This window comes from Streptomyces sp. NPDC030165, from assembly GCF_055573595.1.
This window is the reverse complement of sequence record NZ_JBVIBD010000017.1, coordinates 134,175-156,196: the sequence shown is the minus strand read 5'-3', so window position 1 is coordinate 156,196 and position 22,022 is coordinate 134,175. Positions and strand designations below refer to the sequence as shown.

Annotated in this window: 2 protein-coding genes; both read left to right on the top strand. The window is 75.3% G+C overall.

All coding sequences use genetic code 11. The annotated features are described in order from the left end of the window. Positions 1–77 precede the first annotated feature (77 nt). Positions 78–21,791 carry a non-ribosomal peptide synthase/polyketide synthase gene (locus tag ACZ4Z1_RS28925; RefSeq protein WP_468489578.1) on the top strand — a complete coding sequence of 7,238 codons (21,714 nt, stop codon included), beginning with the start codon at positions 78–80 and terminating at the stop codon, positions 21,789–21,791. Then, positions 21,788–22,009 (top strand): MbtH family protein, encoded by a 222-nt coding sequence (locus tag ACZ4Z1_RS28920; RefSeq protein ID WP_468489577.1) that lies wholly within the window; start codon positions 21,788–21,790, stop codon positions 22,007–22,009. The genes ACZ4Z1_RS28925 and ACZ4Z1_RS28920 overlap by 4 nt, the downstream gene beginning before the upstream one ends. Positions 22,010–22,022: the final 13 nt, after the last annotated feature.

Genomic DNA, 22,022 nt, shown 5'->3' with positions numbered 1-22,022 from the left:
GGCAGCCGCCGTGCCCGACACCGTTGTGGCCCCGCGCCGTCCTGACGCGCGCCCGCTGTGCGAGAGGTCTGTTGAGAGTGACGTTCGACGAACAGGACGGCGCGCCGCCCGACGAGGCGCCGGGCGGCTCCTCGGGCACCGGCCGGGACGTGCCGCCCGGGACACTGGGCGAGCTGTTCACCCGGCAGGCGCTGCGGACGCCCGACGCCGTCGCCGTGGTGCACGAGGACGTGCGGATGACGTACGCGCAGGTGGAGGCCGCCGCCAACCGGCTGGCCCGGGTGCTCCTCGGCCGTGGCGCCGGTCCGCGGCGGGCGGTGGCGCTGGCGCTGCCGCGCACCGCGGACCTGGTAGTGGCCGTCCTGGCGGTGCTCAAGTGCGGTGCGGCCTACGTGCCGGTGGATCCCGCGTACCCGGCCGAGCGCATCGCCTTCCTGCTGCGGGACACCGCGCCCGTCGCCGTCCTGACGGTGCGTGAGGTGGCCGGCCGGCTGCCCGCGGACGCCGGCGGCCGGGACGGCGTGCCCGCGATCCTGCTCGACGGCGACGGCGACGGCACGCGGCGGCTCCTGGACGAGGCTTCGCCCGCGCCCCTCACCGACACCGAGCGCGGCGGGCGGCCGGACCCGCACGACTGCGCGTACGTCATCCACACCTCGGGCTCCACGGGCACGCCCAAGGGCGTGGTGATCACCCACGACAACGTCGTCCGACTGCTCACCTCCACCGCGCACCGGTTCGGCTTCGGCCCGGACGACACCTGGACCCTCTTCCACTCCCACGCCTTCGACCTCTCGGTGTGGGAGATGTTCGGCGCGCTGCTGAGCGGCGGCCGGCTCGTGGTCGTCCCGTACCGGGTCGGCCGGGCGCCCGCCGAGTTCCTGGCGCTGCTCGCCCGCGAGCGGGTCACCGTCCTGTGCCAGACGCCGACCGCCTTCTCCGCGCTGCTGACCGCCGACCGCGAGAACCCCGGCGTACTGCGGGACGTGCCGCTGCGCACGGTCGTCCTCGGCGGTGAGGCGCTCGACCCCGCCCGGCTCGCCGACTGGTACGACCGGCACCCCGACGACGCGCCGCTGCTGGTCAACATGTACGGCACGACCGAGACCACCGTGCACGCCAGCTACGCCGCCTACGACCGGTCCCTCGCCCGCCCCGGCGCGCCGAGCACCATCGGGGAAGCCCTCCCCGATCTCGCGCTGTACGTGCTGGACGACCGGCTGCGCGAAGTGCCGCCCGGCGGTACGGGCGAGCTGTACATCGCGGGCAGGGGACTGGCCCGCGGCTACCTCGACCGCCCCCGACTGACCGCCGGACGCTTCGTGGCCTGCCCGTTCGGCCCGCCCGGTGCCCGTATGTACCGGACCGGCGACCTGGTGCGGCGCGGGTCCGGCGGCGGGCTGGAGTTCGCCGGCCGCTCCGACGATCAGGTCAAGATCCGCGGCTTCCGCATCGAGCCGGGGGAGGTGGAGTGCGCACTCGCGGCCCACCCGGGTGTCGCGCAGGCCGCGGTGGCCGTCCGCCGGGACGCGGACGGCGGCCCGAGTTTGGTGGGATACGTCGTCCCGGCGGAGCCTGTGCAGGCGGGAGCCGTCGCGCGTCGGGCGGGCACCGACGAGGCACTGCGGGTCTGGAAGCAGGTGTACGACGACCTGTACGCCGCCTCCGGGAACCGGCCCGCTGCCCTGGGCGAAGACTTCGCCGGGTGGCGCGACAGCGCCGACGGGCGGCCGATCCCGCTGGACCAGATGCGTGAGTGGCGCGACGCCACGGTCGACCGGGTACGGGCCCTGCGGCCCCGCCACGTTCTGGAGATCGGCGTCGGCACCGGCCTCCTCCTGGCCCGGCTCGCCCCGCACTGCGAGAGCTACTGGGGCACCGACCTGTCCGCCGAGGCCGTCACCGGGCTGCGCGCCGGGCTCGCGGCGGCCCCGGACCCCGCGCCGGCCGCCCGTACCACGCTGACCTGCCAGGCCGCCGACGACACGCGGGGCCTGCCGGAGGGCGCCTTCGACGTCGTCGTACTGAACTCCGTCGCCCAGTACTTCCCCGACGCGGACTACCTCCTCGCCGTGCTGCGCGGCGCGTTCGACCGCCTCGCGCCCGGCGGCGCCCTCTTCGTCGGCGACGTACGCGACCTCCGGCTGGCCCGCCACTTCCACACCGCGCTGCACCGGCACCGTGCGGTCGCCCGTGGCACACGCGGCGCGGCGCCGGACGACGCCGCGCTCGCCTCCGCGGTCCGGCGGAGCCTGGCGCGCGACAAGGAGCTGCTGATCGCGCCCGGCTTCTTCACCGCCCTGCCGGACGGGCCGCTGCCCGAGGTGAGCGCGGTGGACATCCGCGTCAAACGCGGGCGGCACCACAACGAGCTGAGCCGCTACCGGTACGACGTGGTGCTGCGCAAGGGCCCGGTCCCGGTGGTCTCCCTCGCCGACGCGCCGTGTGTGCGGTGGGGGAGCGAGGTGCCCGGGCTGCCGTCGCTGGCGCAGCGGCTGCGCAGCGGGCGGCCCGGGGTGCTGCGGGTGAGTGGCATCCCCAACGGGCGCCTGCTCGATGCGGCGATGTCCGCCGGGTCGTCCGGTGCCGGTCCCGGCCCAGCCGTCGACCCCGAGGACCTGCACGACCTGGCCGCATCCGTCGGCTGCACGGCGCTCGTCACCTGGTCCGAGGCGGACGACGGCAGCCTGGACGCCGTGTTCCTGGGGGAGGAGGAACACGGTGGCGCGCAGCCCGCGGCGGACGTGGCCTACACCGACGTCCACCGCCCGGCCGTACGCGCCCGCGGTGACGCGCGCTCCCTGCGGGCGCTGACCAGCGAACCGGCCCGGCGCCGGGCCGACGCCGCGCTCGGCACCGCCGTACGCAAAGCCGTCGCGGCCCGGCTGCCGCACCACATGGTCCCGTCCACCGTCATGGTCCTCCCCGAGCTGCCGCTGACGGTGAACGGCAAGCTGGACCGGCGGGCACTGCCCGAGCCGGACCCGGAGACCGCCCACCACGACGCCGGTGGCCGCGCGCCGCGCGACGTCCGGGAGGAGATCCTGTGCGGGCTCTTCGCGGAGACCCTGGGTCTCCGCGAAGTCGGCCCCGACCAGGACTTCTTCGACCTCGGCGGGCACTCGCTGCTGGCCACGGGGCTGGTGAACCGAGTGCGGTCGGCCCTCGGTACGGAGCTGGGCCTGCGCGCGGTGTTCGAGACGCCGACCCCGGCGGGCCTGGCCGCGCGGCTGACCGCCGGGGGCCGGCGCCGCCCCGCGCTGACGGCCCGGGACCCGCGCCCCGCGCGGCTGCCGCTGTCCTACGCGCAGCGCCGGATGTGGTTCCTGCACCGCCTGCACGGGCCGCGGCCCACCCACCACATCCCGCTCACCCTCAGGCTCTCCGGCCGGCTCGACCGGCCGGCACTGGAAGCGGCGCTGCGCGATGTCGTGGAGCGCCATGAGCCTCTGCGTACGGTCTTCCCGGAGTCTCCGGAGTCTCCGGAGTCTCCGGAGTCTCCGGAGTCTCCGGAGTCCCCGGACCTTCCCGGCTTCCCGGGCTTTTCGGAGGGCGGCGACGGGCCCTACCAGTCCGTACTGCCCCCGGACGCCGCGCGGCTCGGGATGACCGTCACCGAGACCACACCGGAGGCCGTCCGGAGCCTGGCCGACGCGGCCGCGCACCAAGGGTTCGACCTCGCGGCCGAGCCGCCCGTACGGGCCTGCCTGTTCGTCCTCGGGCCGGAGGACCACCTGCTGTCCCTGACGCTGCACCACATCGCCGCGGACGGCTGGTCGCTGGCGCCTCTGTGGCGCGACCTTTCGCACGCCTACGAGGAGCGCAGGCAAGGGCGTCCGCCGTCCTGGGCGCCGCTGCCCGCGCAGTACACCGACTACACCGTGTGGCAGCGCGAACTGCTCGACACGGACGACGGAACCGGCACCACCACGGCCGCCGCACAGCTCGCCTACTGGACGAAGAAGCTGGCCGGACTGCCGAACGGGATCGCACTGCCCTACGACCGGCCGCGCCCCGAAGCGCCCACCGGACGCAGCGGCACCTGCCGCTTCCAGTGGGACGACGCCCTGCCGGAGGCGGTGCGCGCGCTGGCGAGGGAGTGCGGCGCGACCCCGTCCATGGTGGTGCAGGCGGGACTCGCCGCACTGCTGACCCGGCTGGGCGCGGGCGAGGACATCCCGATCGGCACCCCCGTCGCCGGACGCACCGACGAGGCGCTGCACGACCTGGTCGGCTTCTTCGTCAACACGCTGGTGCTGCGTGTCGACACGTCGGGCGCGCCGGACTTCCGTACCCTGCTGACCCGCGTACGCGAAACCGGCCTGGAGGCGTACGCCCACCAGGACGTGCCCGTCGAACGGGTCGTCCAGGCGCTCCGCCCGGCCCGCGCGGGTGGCCGGCACCCGCTGTTCCCGGCCATGCTGGTCTGGCAGAACACCCCTGTCACGGCACCCGACCTGTCCGGTGTCAGCGTCGAGGTCCGGGAGCTGGACACCGGCACACTCGTCACCGACCTGGAGATCAGCGTCACGGAGACGCCAGGCGGGGCTTCCGGGGCGGGTTCCCTGTCCGGCGTCGCCCACTTCGACGCCGACCTCTTCGACCCCGCCACCGTCGACGCCCTCCTGGAAGGGCTGCGACACCTGCTGGCGGACGTGACCGCCGACCCCGGCCGGCCGATCGGCGACCTGGACGTGCGTCTGGACGTGCACACGGCAGGAGAACCCGCCGCGGCCTCGGGAGGCGGACCGGACGCCACCGGCCGGGACTCGCGCCAGGCCCCGCTGCCGGAGCTGTTCGCGCGCCAGGCGGCCCGTACGCCCGGCGCGCCGGCCGTGACCTTCCGCGACACCACCCTGACCTACGGGGCACTCGACGCCGCCGCGAACCGGCTGGCCCGGCTGCTCATCGAACGGGGCGCCGGGCCCGAACGGTTCGTGGCGTTGGAGCTGCCGCGCTCGTCGGACCTCGTCGTCGCCGTGCTCGCGGTGCTGAAGACCGGCGCGGCCTACGTGCCGCTGGAACCCGGCCAGCCCGCCCGACGCAACGGCAGGATCCTGCGCGCCGCCCGCCCGGTGCTGCTCCTCACCAGCCGGACACCCGCGGCCGCGCGGCCCGTGCCGTACCTCGTCTGGGACGGCCCGGAGCTGGCCGACGCCCTCCGCCGGTGCTCCGACGCGCCCGTACGCGATAACGAGCGCGGCTGCCCCCTGCTCCCCGCGCATCCGGCCTACGTCATGCACACCTCCGGCTCCACGGGCGAGCCCAAGGGCGTGGTGGTCCCGCACCACGCCGTGGCCCGCCTGTTCAGCGACGCCCCGGCGCTCGGCTTCCGTGCCGACGACGTGACGCCGCTGCTCCACTCGCACACCTTCGACCTCTCCGTCTGGGAGATGTGGGGACCGCTGCTGCACGGCGGCCGGCTGGTCGTGGTGCCGTACGAGGAGAGCCGTTCCCCGGCGGATCTGCTGCGGCTGCTGGTGCGGGAAGGCGTCACCCAGCTCCACCAGACCCCGACAGCCTTCGAGCAGCTGACGCACGCCCTGCGCGAGGAACCCGGCCTCGCCGCGGAACTGGCCCTGCGCCGCGTCGAACTCGGCGCCGAAGTGCTCACATCCCGCACCGCGCGGGAGGGCCGCGCACTGCTGCCCGGTGCACACTTCGTCCACGCGTACGGGCCCACCGAGACCACGGTGTTCGTCGTCGCGGGATTCCTCGACGGGCCCCTGCCGGACACCCAGGCCCCGCCTCTCGGGCGGCCGCTGGGCGGCATCCGCACCTACGTCCTGGACGACGCGCTGCGCCCGGCCCCGCCGGGCGTCGCGGCGGAGCTGTACGTGGCGGGCGCCGGAGTCGCGCGCGGCTACCTGGGCCGCGGCGCGCACACCGCGGAACGCTTCGTGGCCAGTCCGTACGGGCCGCCCGGAGAGCGGATGTACCGGACGGGAGACGTGGTCCGCCGGCGCGCCGACGGCTCGCTGGAGTTCGTGGGCCGCGCGGACGATCAGGTCAAGGTACGGGGCTTCCGCATCGAGCCCGGGGAGGTACGGGCCGCGCTGAGCACCCACCCCACGGTCGGCACGGCCGCCGTCGTCGCCCGCGAGGACCGGCCGGGCGACCGGCGGCTCGTCGCGTACGTGACCTCCACCGCCGGACGGACCGCCGACCCGCGCGAGCTGCGCCGGTACGCGGCCGGGCGGCTGCCGGACCACATGGTGCCCGCCGCGATCGTCGCCCTGGACACGCTGCCGCTGACCACCGGCGGCAAACTGGACCGCTCCCGCCTGCCGCGGCCCGACTACGCGGCGGCCTCCTCGCGCCGCGCGCCCCGCGACGACCGCGAGCGGACGCTGTCCCGGCTCTTCGCCGAGGTGCTGGGCCTCGACACCGACGCGGCAGGCGTGGACGACGACTTCTTCGACCTCGGCGGCGACAGCATCATCGCCCTCCAGCTCGTCAGCCGGGCCCGGCGGGTCGGACTCGCCCTGACCCCGCGCGACGTCTTCCGCCATCCCACTGTCGAAGCCCTCGCCGCGCGGACGGGGCCGGGCGCGGCGCAGGCGGCGCCCGCCGCGCACACCGGACACGACAGCGGACCACTGCCCCTCACCCCCACCATGCACGCCCTCCGGGAGACCGGCGGGCCGGTGGCGGGCTGTCATCAGGCCGTCCTCCTCCAGGTGCCCCCCGGGCTCGGCACACAGCACCTGACCACCGCGCTCCGTACGGTGACCGACCACCACGACGCGCTGCGGCTGCGGCTGACCCGGGTGGGCGGGGCCGTCTGGACGCTGGAGGTCACTCCGCCCGGGACGGACAACGAGGCAGCCCCCGGCCCGGACTTCGTCCACCGGGTGGACGCGGCGGAACTCGACGACGCCGCGCTCGACACCGCCGTACGCCACCACAGGGACGCCGCACGGGACCGGCTCGACCCGGAATCGGGCCGGACCGCGGGCCTCGTCCAGGCCGTCTGGTTCGACGCCGGTCCCGGCAGGCCCGGACGGCTGCTGCTGATGATCCACCACCTTGCCGTGGACGGCGTCTCCTGGCGCGTGCTGCTGCCCGACCTGCAAGCCGCCTGGGAAGCCGCCGCAGCAGGCCGTACGCCCGTCCTCGAACCGGTCGGCACCTCCCTGCGCACCTGGTCCCAGCGGCTCGCCGAACTCGCCCAGCAGCACGACCGCATCGCCGAACTCCCCGCGTGGGCCGGCATGACCGGCACCACCGAACCGCCCCTTTCCCGCCTCCCGTACGACCCGGCCCGCGATCTGACCAGCACGGTACGGCGGCTGACCCTGACCCTGCCGCCGGAGCGCACGGCCCCGCTGCTCGGCCCGGCGCCCGCCGCCCTGCACGGCAGGACCGACGACCTCCTGCTCACCGCCCTCGGCCTGGCCGTCGCCGACTGGCGCCGCCGCCGTACGGGCTGCCAGGACACCGCCGTACTGGTCGACGTCGAACGGCACGGCCGCGAGGACGGGGAACACGGCCCGGAGGCGGACAGCGGTACGGCGCGGGGCGCGGCCGCGGGCGCCGACCTGGCCCGGACCGTCGGCTGGCTCACCAGCGTCCACCCCGTGCGCCTCGACCCGGGCAGCGCCGACGCCGCCCGGCTCCGCTCCGGAGGCCCCGCGCTGGACCGGGCCTTCCGGCGCGTCAAGGAACAACTGCGTGCCGTCCCCGGCAATGGACTCGGATACGGCCTGCTCCGCCACCTCAACCCCCAGACCGCCTCCGCCCTCGCCGCCGGTACCCGCCCACTGATCGGCTACAACAACCTCGGCCGCCTCACCCAGAAGACCGGGGACTGGGCGCCGGTCCCCGGATCGGGCGGCATCACCGGCGGGGCCGACCCCGCGCAGCCCGCCACCCACCTCGTCGCGCTGGACACCCTGGTGGAGGACCGGCCCGGCGGCCCGGTCCGTACGGCGACCTGGTCCTGGCCGGGCGCCCTGTTCACCGAGGACGAGGTACGCGACCTCGCGGACACCTGGTCCGGCCTGCTCACCGCGCTCACGGACCGGGCCACGGCACCCGACGCGGACGGCCGCACGCCCGCCGACTTCCCCCTCGTAACCCTCACCGACGACGAGGCCGCACGGCTGACGCGCGACTGCCCTGACCTGGCCGACATCTGGCCCCTCACCCCGCTCCAGGAAGGGCTGCTCTTCCACACCCTGTACGACGAGCAGGCCCCGGACGTCTACACCAGCCAGCTCGCCGTTGATCTGCACGGCCCCCTCGACGCGGGCGCGTTGCGCGCGGCAGGACAGGCCGTACTGGCACGGCACCCCGCCCTGCGCGTCGCCTTCCGGCACGACGGCCTGCGCACACCCGTCCAGGTGGTGCCGCACCCACGGGCCGTCACCCTCCCGTGGGCCGAGCACGACCTCGCGGACCTGACCGGCGACGAACAGACCGCGCGCGCCGACCGGATCGCGTCCGCCGCCCGTGCCACCCGCTTCGACCTGGCCCACGGCCCGCTCCTGCGGTTCACCCTGCTGCGCCTCGGACCCGCCCGGCACCGCCTGCTGCTGACGGCCCAGCACCTGATCCTGGACGGCTGGTCCGGGCCACTGGTACTGCGGGACCTGCTCACCATCCACGCGGCGGGAGGCGACTCCACGGCCCTGCCCGCCCCGGCGCCGTACCGGGAGCATCTGCGCCGGCTCGCCGCACAGGACCGTACGGCGGCCGAAGCCGCCTGGGAGAAGGCCCTGTCCGGCCTGGACGGACCGACCCTCGTGGCACCCGGACACGCCGACGACGCGGCTGCGGAACACGACAGTGTCCGGGCCACGCTGTCCACCGGGCTGACCACCTCCCTCCGCGCGCTGGCCCGTCGGCACGGCCTGACACTGAACACCGTGCTCCAGGGCGCCTGGGCCGTGGTCCTGCGCGGCCTGACGGGACAGGACGACATCTGCTTCGGTGCCACGGTCTCCGGCCGTCCCGAGGGCGTACCGGGCGTCGAGGACATGGTCGGAATGTTCAACAACACTCTGCCGGTACGGGTACGTCTCGGCGCTGACCGGCCCTTCGCCCGGACTCTGACCCGTCTCCAGGACGAACAGGCCGGGCTGCTGCCCCACCAGCACATCGGCCTCTCCCGGCTGCACCGCCTCTGCGGTCACGACCAGCTCTTCGACACGCTCCTGGTGTTCGAGAACCTTCCAGCCCACGCTGCCGGCACGGATGCGGTGGCTGACCCGCTGCGTGTCACGGAGCCCCGGATCACCTCGGGCACGCACTACCCGCTGAGCCTCGCCGTCCTCCCCGGCGACCGGCTGGCCCTCAAACTGGGCCACCGCTCCGACCTGTTCGGCACCCGCACCGCGGCCGCCACCCTGCACCGTCTGGTCCGCGTCCTCACAGCAGTGGCGGACGACCCGGAACGGCCGGTCGGCGGCCTCCCGGTCCTCTCGCCCGGGGAGCGCACCCGGGTCCTGCACACCTGGAGCGCCGCCCCGGGCCCCGCCCCCGCACCGCGCCCCTGGCCCGCTCTCTTCGAGGCCCAGGCAGCACGGACACCCCGCGCCACGGCGGTCCGGAGCGCCGACGCCACGCTCACCTACACCGAACTCGACACGGCGGCCAACAGGCTGGCGCGGCTGATCGTCCGACACGGCGCGGGCCCCGAGCGGTCGGTGGCCCTCGCCCTGCCGCGCTCCGCCCAACTGATCGTCGCGGTCCTCGCCGTCCTGAAGTCCGGCGCCGCCTACGTCCCCCTGGACCCGGCCCACCCGTCCGAGCGCATCACGACGCTGCTGCGCGACACCCTGCCGGTGCTGCTGCTCACGGACAGCGCCACCGCCGGCTCCCTGCCGCCGGGCCCGGAGCCCCGCCTCGCACTGGACGACCCGGACACCCGCGCCCTGCTCGGCAGTCTCCCGGCCACCCCGGTCCAGGACGCCGAGCGCACCGCGCCCCTGCTGCCCCGGCACCCCGCCTACGTCATCCACACCTCCGGCTCGACCGGCGGACCGAAGGGCGTACAGGTCACGCACGAAGGCATCGCCGCACTCGCCACGGCACAGACCGCACACTTCGGCACCGGCCCCGGCAGCGTCGTCCTGCTCTTCGCCTCGCTGAGCTTCGACGCCTCCGTGTCCGACCTGTGCACCGCACTCCTCTCCGGAGCCACCCTGGCCGTCGCCCCCGCCGTCGCTCCCCTCGCCGGCCAGGAACTGGCCGCCGCCGTCGTCCAGTTCGGCGTGACCCACCTGAAGCTGCCACCGAGCATCCTCGCCGGACTGCCCTCCGGTGCGCTGCCGCCGGGCGTCGCGATCGCGGTGGCCGGTGAACCGTGCTCCGCGGAGCTGGCGGAGCGATGGGGCTCCGGGCATCGTCTGGTGAACGTGTACGGGCCGACGGAGACGACGGTCTGCGCGACGATGTCCCAGCCGTTGCCGGACGGCGGTCTGCCGCCGATCGGGAAGCCGGTCACCGGCACCCGGGTGTACGTGCTGGACGCGGGGCTGCTGCCGGTGGCGCCCGGTGTGGTGGGGGAGCTGTACGTGGCGGGGGCCGGGCTGGCGCGTGGGTACCTGAACCGGCCCGGGCTCACGGCGGGGCGGTTCGTGGCGTGCCCGTACGGGGTGCCGGGGGAGCGGATGTACCGGACGGGTGACCTGGTGCGGTGGTGTGACGGCGGCCGGCTGGAGTTCGTCGGCCGGGCCGACGACCAGGTGAAGGTGCGTGGCTTCCGTATCGAGCCTGGGGAGGTGACGGGGGCCCTCACCGCCCATCCCGCTGTCGCCCGCGCCGCAGTCGTCGTGCGCGAGGACCGCCCTGGTGACAGGAGGCTGGTCGCGTACGCGGTTCCGGCGGGTGGTCATGCTCCGGCCCCCGGCGAGCTGCGGCGGTACCTGGGGGAGCGGCTGCCCGCGTACCTGGTGCCCTCGGCAGTCGTCCTGCTGGACGAGCTGCCGCTCACCCCCAACGGCAAGCTGGACCAGCGGGCTCTCCCGGCACCCGGCGCAACCGCCACGGGGTGCGGCGGGACCGCTCCCGGGCGCTTCCCGCGCGGCGCCCGCGAAGAGATCCTGTGCGGTCTCTTCGCCGACGTGCTCGGCCTGCCGGAGGTGGGCGCCGAGGACGACTTCTTCGACCTGGGCGGGCACTCCCTCCTCGCGACCCGGCTCATCGGCCTGGCCCGTGCCGCGCTGGGCCGGGAGCTGACCCTCCGCGCCCTGTTCGAGGCGCGTACGCCGGCCGCGCTGGCACGGCGCGTGGACGGAGCGGCGGCGGCCCTGCCCGCCGTCGTACGTGCCGAGCGGCCCGCCCGGGTGCCGCTGTCGTACGGGCAGCGGCGCCTGTGGTTCCTGCACCGGCTGGCGGGTCCGGACGCGACGTACAACGTGCCGCTGGTGCTGCGGTTGCGGGGTGTGGTGGACGCCGGGGCGCTGGACGCGGCGTTGGGGGACGTGGTGGGGCGGCACGAGGTGTTGCGTACGGTGTTCGCGGAGGGGGCGGACGGTGAGCCGTATCAGGTGGTGCGTGACCACGATGCGCACCGGCCGTACCTGACGGTGACGTCGTCCGGGCAGGTGGCGAACCAGGTGGTGCGGGCTGTGCGGTACGCCTTCGACCTGGCGCGCGAACTCCCTTTCCGTGCCGAGCTGTTCCAGGGGCCCGGGGACGAGTCGACGCTGGTGCTTCTCGTCCATCACATCGCGGCGGACGGCTGGTCCCTGGCGCCGTTGTGGCGGGATGTGGTGGCGGCGTACGAGGCGCGGGCGGGCGGCGGTGGTGCTCCGGACTGGGACGCGCTGCCGGTGCAGTACGCGGATTTCGCGCTGTGGCAGGGGGACGCGCTGGCGCCCGGCAGCGACGTGGTGAAGCGGCAGACCGCGTTCTGGCGGCGGGAACTTTCCGGCCTTCCGGGGGAGCTGCCGTTGCCGTACGACCGCGGGCGTCCGGCGGTCACCGACCACCGGGGCGCGGTCATGCCGTTCCGGTGGGACGCGGAGTTGCACGGCCGGGTGGTGGAGCTGGCCCGGGCGCGCGGGGCGAGCGTGTTCATGGTGGTGCAGGCCGCGTTGGCGGCGCTGCTGACCCGGCTGGGCGCGGGGACGGACATCCCGCTGGGGACGCCGGTCGCGGGCCGTGCCGACGCGGCGCTGGACGATGTCGTCGGTTTCTTCGTCAACACGCTGGTGCTGCGCACCGACACTTCCGGCGATCCGTCGTTCCACGAGCTGATGGACCGTGTGCGGGAGACGGATCTGCGGGCCTACTCCCACCAGGACGTGCCGTTCGAGCGGCTGGTCGAGGCGCTGAACCCGGACCGTACGGCCGACCGCAACCCGCTCTTCCAGATCGCCCTCGCGACGAACACCACGGCCCACGCCGGGTACGGGCTCCCCGGCGTCGAGGCCGAAGAGGTCCACGTCTCCACCGGCACCTCGAAGATGGACCTCACCGTCGTCGTACGGGAGCGCCGGGACGCCGGGCGGGCTCCGGCCGGGATCGAGGGGGAGGCGGAGTTCCGTACGGACCTGTTCGACCCGGCCACCGTCGAAGGGCTGCTCGCGCGCCTGCGCAGGCTGCTGGAAGCGGCCCTCACGGACCCGGACCGGACCGTCGGCAGCCTGGAGATCCTGACCTCCGCCGAGCGGCACGCGCTGCTGGAGACCGCGAACGACACCTCCCGGGCACTGCCCGCGGCGACGCTGCCCGAACTGTTCGAGGCCCAGGCGGCCCGTACCCCCGGCGCGCCGGCGGTCGTCTCACCCGACACCCGGCTCACCTACGCGGAACTGGACGCCCGCGCCAACCGCCTGGCCCGGCTCCTGGCCACCCGGGGCGCGGGCCCGGAAAGCGTGGTGGCCTTGGCGCTGCCGCGCTCCGCCGACCTGGTCACTGCCGTGCTCGCCGTCCTGAAGACCGGCGCAGCCCACCTCCCCGTCGACCCCGCCTACCCGCACGCCCGCATCGCCTTCCTGCTCCGCGACGCGGCCCCCGCCCTCCTCGTCACCGACCACGCGACCGGCGCCGCGCTCCCCGGCACGTCCGTACCCCGCCTCCTCCTGGACGCCGACGACACCGAACGCGCCCTCGCGGCCCTGCCGGACACCGGCCTCACCGACGCCGACCGGACGGCCCCCGCCCTCCCGGCCGGCCCCGCCTACGTGATCCACACCTCGGGCTCCTCCGGAACGCCGAAGGGCGTGCTGGTCTCCCACAGCGGCGTCGCCTCCCTCGCCGCCACCCAGCGCGAACGCCTCGGCGCCGGACCGGGCAGCCGGGTACTGGCGTTCGCCTCGCCCAGCTTCGACGCGTCGTTCTGGGAACTGTGCATGGCCCTCCTGACCGGCGGTTGCCTCGTCACCGCCCCTCCGGACCGCCTGCTGCCGGGCGCGCCCCTGGCCGGGACCGTGGCCGCGTACGGGGTCACCCACTTGACCCTGCCGCCCTCGGCCCTGGCGGCGCTCGACCCCGGCAGCCTGCCCGAGGGCCTCACGCTCGTGGTGGCGGGCGAGGCGTGCCCTGCCGGACTGGTGGCACGCTGGGCGCCGGGCCGCTCGATGGTCAACGCGTACGGGCCGACCGAGACGACGGTCTGCGCGACCCTGTCCGCTCCGCTGACGGACGGCGGTCTGCCGCCGATCGGGACACCGGTGGCCAACACCCGGGTGTACGTGCTGGACACGGGACTGCGGCCGGTACCGCCGGGCGTCGCGGGCGAGGTGTACGTGGCGGGGGCCGGGCTGGCGCGGGGGTATCTGAACCGGCCCGGGCCGACCGCCGAGCGTTTCGTGGCGTGTCCGTTCGGGGCGGCGGGGGAGCGGATGTACCGGACGGGTGACCTGGTGCGGTGGCGTGACGGCGGCCGGCTGGAGTTCGTCGGCCGGGCCGACGACCAGGTGAAGGTGCGTGGCTTCCGTATCGAACCGGGTGAGATCGAGGCGGTCCTCACCGCCCACCCCGCCATCGCCCGCGCCGCGGTCGTCGTGCGCGAGGACCGCCCGGGCGACCGGAGGCTGGTGGCGTACGCGGTGCCCGCCGGCGCCTCCCCGCAGCGGCCGGACGGTGCTCCGCCGGACCTCCCGGACCTCCACGCCTTCCTCAGCGCCCGGCTGCCCGGCCACCTGCTCCCGGCCGCGACCGTCTTCCTGGACGCCCTGCCCCTGACACCCGGCGGCAAGCTGGACCGCCGCGCCCTGCCCCGGCCCGTTCCGGCCACCGGCGACCGGCCCTCCCACCGCGCTGCCCGCACCCCGGAGGAAGAGGTGCTGTGCGGTCTGTTCGCCGAAGTGCTCGGCGTGCCCGAGGTCGGTGCGGACGACGGCTTCTTCGCGCTCGGCGGCCACTCCCTGCTCGCCACCCGGCTGGTCAACCGGGTCCGCGCCGTCCTGGGTGCGGAACTCGCCCTCCGCGCCGTCTTCGAGGCGCCCACCCCCGCCGCCCTGGCCACCCGGCTCGGCACCGCGGCCCGCCCGCGCCCGGCGCTGCGCCCGCTGCCCCGGCCCGCCCGGGTGCCGCTGTCGTACGGGCAGCGGCGCCTGTGGTTCCTGCACCGGCTGGCGGGTCCGGACGCGACGTACAACGTGCCGCTGGTGCTGCGGTTGCGGGGTGTGGTGGACGCCGGGGCGCTGGACGCGGCGTTGGGGGACGTGGTGGGGCGGCACGAGGTGTTGCGTACGGTGTTCGCGGAGGGGGCGGACGGTGAGCCGTATCAGGTGGTGCGTGACCATGATGCGAGCCGGTCGTATCTGACGGTGACGTCGGCCGGGCGGGCGGCGGCCGATGGCTCCGAGGTCGCGTCGGCGGCGCGGTACGCCTTCGACCTGGCCCGCGAACTTCCGCTCCGGGCGGAGCTGTTCTCGTATGCCGACGGCAAGTCGACGCTCGTGCTCCTTGTCCATCACATCGCGGCGGACGGCTGGTCCCTGGCGCCGTTGTGGCGGGATGTGGTGACGGCTTACGAGGCGCGGACCGGTGGCGGTGCGCCGGACTGGGACGCGCTGCCGGTGCAGTACGCGGATTTCGCGCTGTGGCAGCGGGAGTGGCTGGAGGGCGGCGGGGACACGGAACGCCACGTCGAGTTCTGGCGGAAGGAACTGGTCGACGTACCGCGCGAGTTGACGCTTCCGTACGACCGCGGGCGTCCGGCGGTCACCGACCACCGGGGCGGGACAGTCGAGTTCCGGTGGGACGCGGAGTTGCACGGTCGGGTGGTGGAGCTGGCCCGGGCGCGCGGGGCGAGCGTGTTCATGGTGGTGCAGGCCGCGTTGGCGGCGCTGCTGACCCGGCTGGGCGCGGGGACGGACATCCCGCTGGGGACGCCGGTCGCGGGCCGTGCCGACGCGGCGCTGGACGACCTCGTCGGCTTCTTCGTCAACACGCTGGTGCTGCGCACCGACACCTCCGGCGATCCGTCGTTCCACGAGCTGGTACGGCGGGTCCGGGAGTGTGACCTGCGGGCGTACGCGCACCAGGACGTGCCGTTCGAGCGGCTGGTCGAGGCCTTGAACCCGGACCGCTCCACCGACCGCAACCCGCTCTTCCAGATCGCCCTGGCAGTGGAGACCGCGTCCCGCGACGCGCTGACCCTCCCCGGAGTGACGGTCGAGCAGGAAGAGGTGCACACCGGTACCGCCAAGTTCGACCTCTCCTTCCGCCTCACCGAACGGCGGGCCCCGGGCGGGCGGCCCGCCGGGATCGACGGTTCGGTCGAGTTCGCCACCGCCCTGTTCGACCGCGGCACCGTCGAGACCCTGGCCGTACGGCTGCGACGGCTCCTGACGGCGGTCGTCGCGCGGCCCGGCCGGCCCGTCGGCGAGGCGGACATCCTCTCCGCGGACGAGCGCCGTCTGCTGCTGCACCGGTGGAGCGGCCCGGCACCCGGCCTGCCAGTGGGCCTCCTTCCCACGCTGTTCGAGGAACGGGCCGCCGGGGAACCCGACGCGCCCGCCCTCGTCGAAGGGGACAGGACGACGACGTACGCCGCGACGAACGCCGACGCCAACCGCCTCGCCCACCTCCTGACCAGCCGCGGCGCGGGACCGGAGCGCATCGTCGCCCTCTGCCTGCCGCGGTCCGCCACCGCCGTCCGGGCCGCCCTCGCCGTGGCCAAGACGGGCGCCGCCCACCTCCCCGTGGACCCCGCACTGCCGCACGAGCGGATCGCGTACCTGCTCCGGGACGCCGCCCCGGTCCTCGTCGTGACCACCGCCGACGCCGCCCGCACGATGCCGCCGGACGGCCCGCCGCACCTCGTCCTGGACGCCGACGACACGCTCCACGCCCTCGCCGGGCAGCCGGACCGCAATCCGGCCGACGCCGACCGGGTCGCGCCGCTCCTGCCCGCGCACCCCGCATACGTCATCCACACGTCCGGCTCCACCGGCGCGCCCAAGGGCGTCGCGGTGACCCACACGGGCCTGCACGCCCTCGCCGCCGCCCAGGTGGCCCGCTTCGGCCTGCGCCCCGGCAGCCGGGTGCTCCAGCTCGCCTCGCCCAGCTTCGACGCGTCGCTGATGGAGACGCTGATGGCGTTCGCGTCGGGCGCCGCACTGGTCGTGCCGCCGGCCGGGCCGCTCGGCGGCGACGCGCTCGCGGACTTCCTGGCGCGGCAGCGCATCACCCACTGCCTCGTGCCGCCGACGGTGCTGGCCGGCGTCCCGCACGCTCCGCTGCCCGACCTGGAGACCCTGGTCATCGGCGGGGAAGCGGGCACCGCCGAACTGGTCGCCCGCTGGTCGTCGGGCCGCCGCATGATCAACGCGTACGGTCCGACCGAGGCGACGGTCTGCGCCACCCTCAGCGAACCCCTCCACGGCACCGGCACCCCGCCGATCGGCGCGCCCGTCACCCACAGCCGGGCCTACGTGCTGGATGCGGCGCTCAGGCTCCTGCCGCCGGGCGTCGCCGGCGAGTTGTACCTGGCGGGCGCCGGGCCGGCGCGAGGGTATGTGAACCGGCCCGGGCTGACCGCCGAGCGTTTCGTGGCGTGTCCGTTCGGGGCGGCGGGGGAGCGGATGTACCGGACGGGCGACCTGGTCCGGTGGCGCGCCGACGGGCAGCTGGAGTTCGTCGGCCGGGCCGACGACCAGGTGAAGGTGCGCGGCTTCCGTATCGAGCCGGGGGAGGTGGAGGCGGCCCTCACGGCCCACCCCGCCGTCGCCCGCGCCGCCGTCACCGTCCGCACGGACGCGTCGGGCACCGCGCGACTTGTCGGCTACGTGGTCGCCGCACCGGAGAGCCCGGCTCCCGAACCGGGCGGTGTACGGGAATTCCTGCGCGCCCGGCTGCCCGGGCCCATGGTCCCGGGCGTCGTCGTCGCGCTGGACGCGCTCCCGCTGACGGCCGGCGGCAAGCTCGACCGCAACGCCCTCCCCGACCCCGGCTTCGCCCCGGCACCGGACGGACGCGCGCCGCGCACGCCCGAGGAAGAGGTGCTGTGCGGCCTGTTCGCCGAGGTGCTGCGGCTGCCCACGGTCGGCATGGACGACAATTTCTTCGACCTCGGCGGCGACTCCCTGCTCGCCACCCGGCTGGCCGGGCGCATCCGTTCCGTCCTCGGCACCGAACTCGACCTCCGGGCCCTCTTCGCCGCACCGACCGTCGCCGGTACGGCCGGGCGGCTGCGTACGGCCCGGCGGGCCCGGCCCGCGCTGCGCCCCGCCGTCCGGCCGGAAGCCGTACCGCTGTCCCACGCACAGCGCCGCCTGTGGTTCCTGCACCGCATGGAGGGGCCGAGCGCCACGTACAACATTCCGCTGGCCATGCGGCTCACCGGCGCCCTGGACGCCCCCGCGCTGCGCACGGCGCTGGTGGACGTGATGGAACGGCACGAGGTGCTGCGTACGGTACTGCCCGAGACCGACGGCGTACCCCGGCAGACGGTGCTCGGCCGGGACGCCGCGCTCGCCGTCGTGACCGTCACGGACGCGACCGGCGCGGACGAGGACGAGGTGACCGGGCGGATCCGCGCGGCGGCCCGCCGCCCCGTCGACCTGACCCGCGAACTCCCGCTCCGTGCCGACCTGCTCGTCCTCGGCCCCGAGGAACACGTCCTGCTCCTCGTCGTCCACCACATCGCCGCCGACGGCTGGTCCCTCGGCCCCCTGTGGCGCGACCTGGCCCGCGCCTACGCCGCCCGCCGCGCGGGCCGCCGGCCGGATCTGCCGCCCCCGCCCGTCCAGTACGCCGATTACACCCTCTGGCAGCACGAACTCCTCGGCGACCCCGACGACCCGGACAGTCTCCTCGCCGACCAGCTCACCTACTGGACCCGGCACCTGCGCGGTCTGCCCGACCAGCTGACCCTGCCCACCGACCGGCCGCGCCCGTCCGTGCCGTCGGGACGCGGCGACGTCCTGGCCTTCTCCTGGGACGCTGCCGCACATCAGCGGCTCGCCGCGCTCGCCCGGGACTGCGGGGCGAGCGTGTTCATGGTCGTGCAGGCCGCGTTGGCGGCGCTGCTGACCCGGCTGGGCGCCGGTACCGACATTCCCCTCGGCACCCCGGCCGCCGGACGCACCGACGAAGCGCTCGACGACGTCGTGGGCTTCTTCGTCAACACCCTCGTCCTGCGGACCGACACCTCCGGCGACCCCACCTTCCGTGAACTGACCGCCCGCGTACGGGACGTCGACCTCGCCGCGTACGCCCGCCAGGACCTGCCCTTCGAACGCCTCGTGGAAGCCCTCAACCCGCCCCGCGCCGCCGCCCGCCACCCGCTCTTCCAGACGCTGCTGACCTGGCAGTCCGCCGCCGGCCGCGAGCTGGAACTGCCCGGTGTCACCAGCACGCCGCTGCCCGCCGGGACCGGGACCGCCCGGCTCGACATGGAACTCAACGCCACCGAACACCGCGCGCCGGACGGCACCCCCGCCGGTGTCGAGGTGATGGTCGAGTTCAGCACCGACCTCTTCGACCGCCCCACCGTCGAAGCCTTCGTGGCCCGGCTGCGCCGGATCACCGAGGCCGCGACGGCCGGCCCCGACAGGCGGATCAGCCAGGCGGACCTCCTCACCGCTCGCGAACGGCACACCCTGCGCGCCCTGAACCACACCGCGCACGGCGTCCCCGACCTGGTCCTGCCGCGCCTCTTCGAGGACCAGGCAGCCACCACGCCCGACGCGCCCGCCCTGATCTCCGACGGCCACAGCTTCACCTACGCGGAACTGAACGCCTCGGCGAACCGCCTGGCCCGGCTGCTCGTCACCCGCGGAGCCGGGCCCGAAGACGTCGTCGCACTGGCGCTGCCCCGCACCCCCGCCATGGTCACCGCCGTCCTCGCCGTCCTCAAGGCAGGCGCCGCGTATCTCTTCCTGGACCCCGGTTACCCCGCCGAACGCCTCGCCTTCATGCTCGGCGACACCCGGCCCGTCCTGCTGGTCACGGACCGCGCCACCGTGCCGACGCTCCCGGGAACGGAGGTGCCGCGCCTCGTTCTGGAGGGAACGGGAGGGGCGGGACGGACGGACAGAACGGAAGGTACGGACGGGAAGGACAGCGACCGCGCCGACGGAACGGCCGCAGGCCGCGACCGCACCCGTACCGCCGCCAACCTCACCGACGCCGACCGGCGCGCCCCGCTCTCACCCCTGCACCCCGCCTACGTCATCTACACCTCCGGCTCCACGGGCACCCCCAAGGGAGTCGTCGGCCTGCACCGGGGCTGCGTCAACCGCCTGCTGTGGTGCGCCCGCACCTACCCCTGGCACGCCGGACAGCCGGTGCTCGCCAAGACCACCCTCAGCTTCATCGACGGCACCACCGAACTGCTCGGCGCCCTGCTGCACGGCGCACCGGTCGTCCTCGCGGACTCCCTCACCGCCCGCAGCCCGGCGGACCTGGCCGCCCTCGTCGCCCGGCACCGCGCCACCCGCATCACCGTCGTGCCCAGCCTGCTGGCCGCCCTCCTGGACGCCGGCACCGGGCTGCTGGCGACCTGCCGCCTGTGGGTGACCAGCGGCGAGGCCCTGCCGCCGGCCCTCTCCCAGCGGTTCGCCGAAGCCCTCCCGGACGCCCGCCTGGTCAACTTCTACGGCGCGTCCGAGGCCGGCGGCGACAGTCTGCACGCCGTCACGCACGGCCCCGACGTGGCCGCTGGACGGCCCGTCTGGAACACCCACGTGTATGTCCTGGACGCCACCCTGCGCCCGGTGCCGCCGGGCGTCCCGGGCGAGATCTACTTGACCGGCACCGGCCTGGCCCGCGGCTACCTGCACCGCCCCGCGCTCACCGCCGAACGCTTCGTCGCCGACCCGTACGGCGCGCCGGGCGAACGCATGTACCGCACCGGCGACCTGGGGCGGCACCGCCCGGACGGCGTCGTGGAGTACCTCGGACGGCTGGACGACCAGGTGAAGATCAACGGCGTACGGATCGAGCTGGGCGAGGTGCAGGCCGCGGTGCTCGCCCACCCGGACGTGGACCGCGCCGCCGTGGCCGTCCGCGAGGACTCCCCAGGGCGCAGGCAACTCGTCGCGTACGCCGTCCCCACTCCCGGCACGCAGCCGGACCCCGCGCGCGTACGGCGGTTCCTGCGCGAGCGGCTGCCCCGGTTCATGGTCCCGGCCGCCGTCGTCCTCCTGGACGCCCTGCCGCTGACGGCCAACGGCAAACTCGACCGGCGCGCGCTGCCCGCTCCCGTCTTCACTGCGGCGGAGGGCGGCCGGGCGCCGGGCACCCCGCCCGAGGAGATGATGAGCGCGCTCTTCGCCGAAGTGCTCGGCCTGCCTTCCGTGGGCCCCGACGACGGCTTCTTCGACCTGGGCGGCGACTCGCTGCTGGCCGCCCGCCTCACCAGCCGTGTCCACGCGGTCTTCGGCGCGGACCCGGGCATCCGTGCCCTGTTCGAGGCCCAGTCGCCCGCCGGGCTCGTACGGGCCCTGGACACCGTGGCCGACGAAGCCACCGCGACCGCCGACGCGCTGCGCGTCCTGCTGCCGCTGCGCCCGCGCGGCAGCCGCCCGCCCCTGTTCTGCGTCCATCCCGCGTCGGGCATCAGCTGGCCGTACGCCGGGCTCATGCGCCACCTCGATGACCGTCCCGTGTACGGACTCCAGGCACGCGGCCTGACCGAGCCCGGCGCCCGCCCGGCGACCGTCGCGGACATGGCCGCCGATTACCTGGAGCAGATCCGCACCGTCCAGCCCACCGGCCCCTACCACCTGCTCGGCTGGTCCTTCGGCGGCGCCGTCGCCCACGCGATGGCCACCCGTCTCCAGGAACAGGGCGGGACCGTCGCCTTCCTGGCCCTGCTGGACTCCGCGCCCCTCCCGGCCGGTCCCGACCGGGTGCTGCCGCGCCACACCGCGCAGGACGTGGCCGCACTGTTCGTCGACTCCGTCGGCCACCCCGTCCCCGGCGCCGGGGACGGCCTCGACCCTGCCCGGGCGGCGGACATCCTGCGCGAGCAAGGCAGCGCGCTGGCCGCCCTCCTGGAAGAACCCCTCGTGACAGCCCTGGCGGAGACCCTGACCGACAACACCCGCCTGCGCTGGTACACCTTCCGGCCCGCCGTCTTCGAGGGCGACCTGCTGCTGTTCAAGGCAGAGCCCGAACGCGGCGAACCGCACTGGCCGGCCGAGGCGTGGCAGCCGTACGTCTCCGGCGCCGTACGCACCCACGACGCGCGCTGCGAGCACGGACACATGATGCGGCCGCACGCCCTCGACCGGATCGGGCCCCTGATCGCCGCCGCACTGGACCCCGGTGCCCCGGCGCCCGGCCACGCGTCCCGCGGCCCGGCGCCCGACACGTCCCGTAACCCGAAGACCGACGAGCCCCGCACCCCGACATCCCCCGCAAGGAGCCGTACGCCATGACCAACCCGTTCGAGAACCCGGACGCCGCCTACCTCGTCCTCGTCAACGGTGAGAACCAGTTCTCCCTGTGGCCCGCCGCGGCCGAGCTGCCCGGTGGCTGGACCGTCGTACACGGCGAGGACACGCGGCAGGGCTGCCTGGACCACGTCACGGAGAACTGGACTGACATGCGCCCGAAATCCCTCACCGACACGATGGACACGCCCGTCCCGGACTGAGAGCCACTGCCGC

Excerpts from the sequence above, each read along its gene's own strand:
- ACZ4Z1_RS28920 (WP_468489577.1), top strand. The coding sequence starts at position 21,788 with ATGACCAACCCGTTCGAGAACCCGGACGCCGCCTACCTCGTCCTCGTC.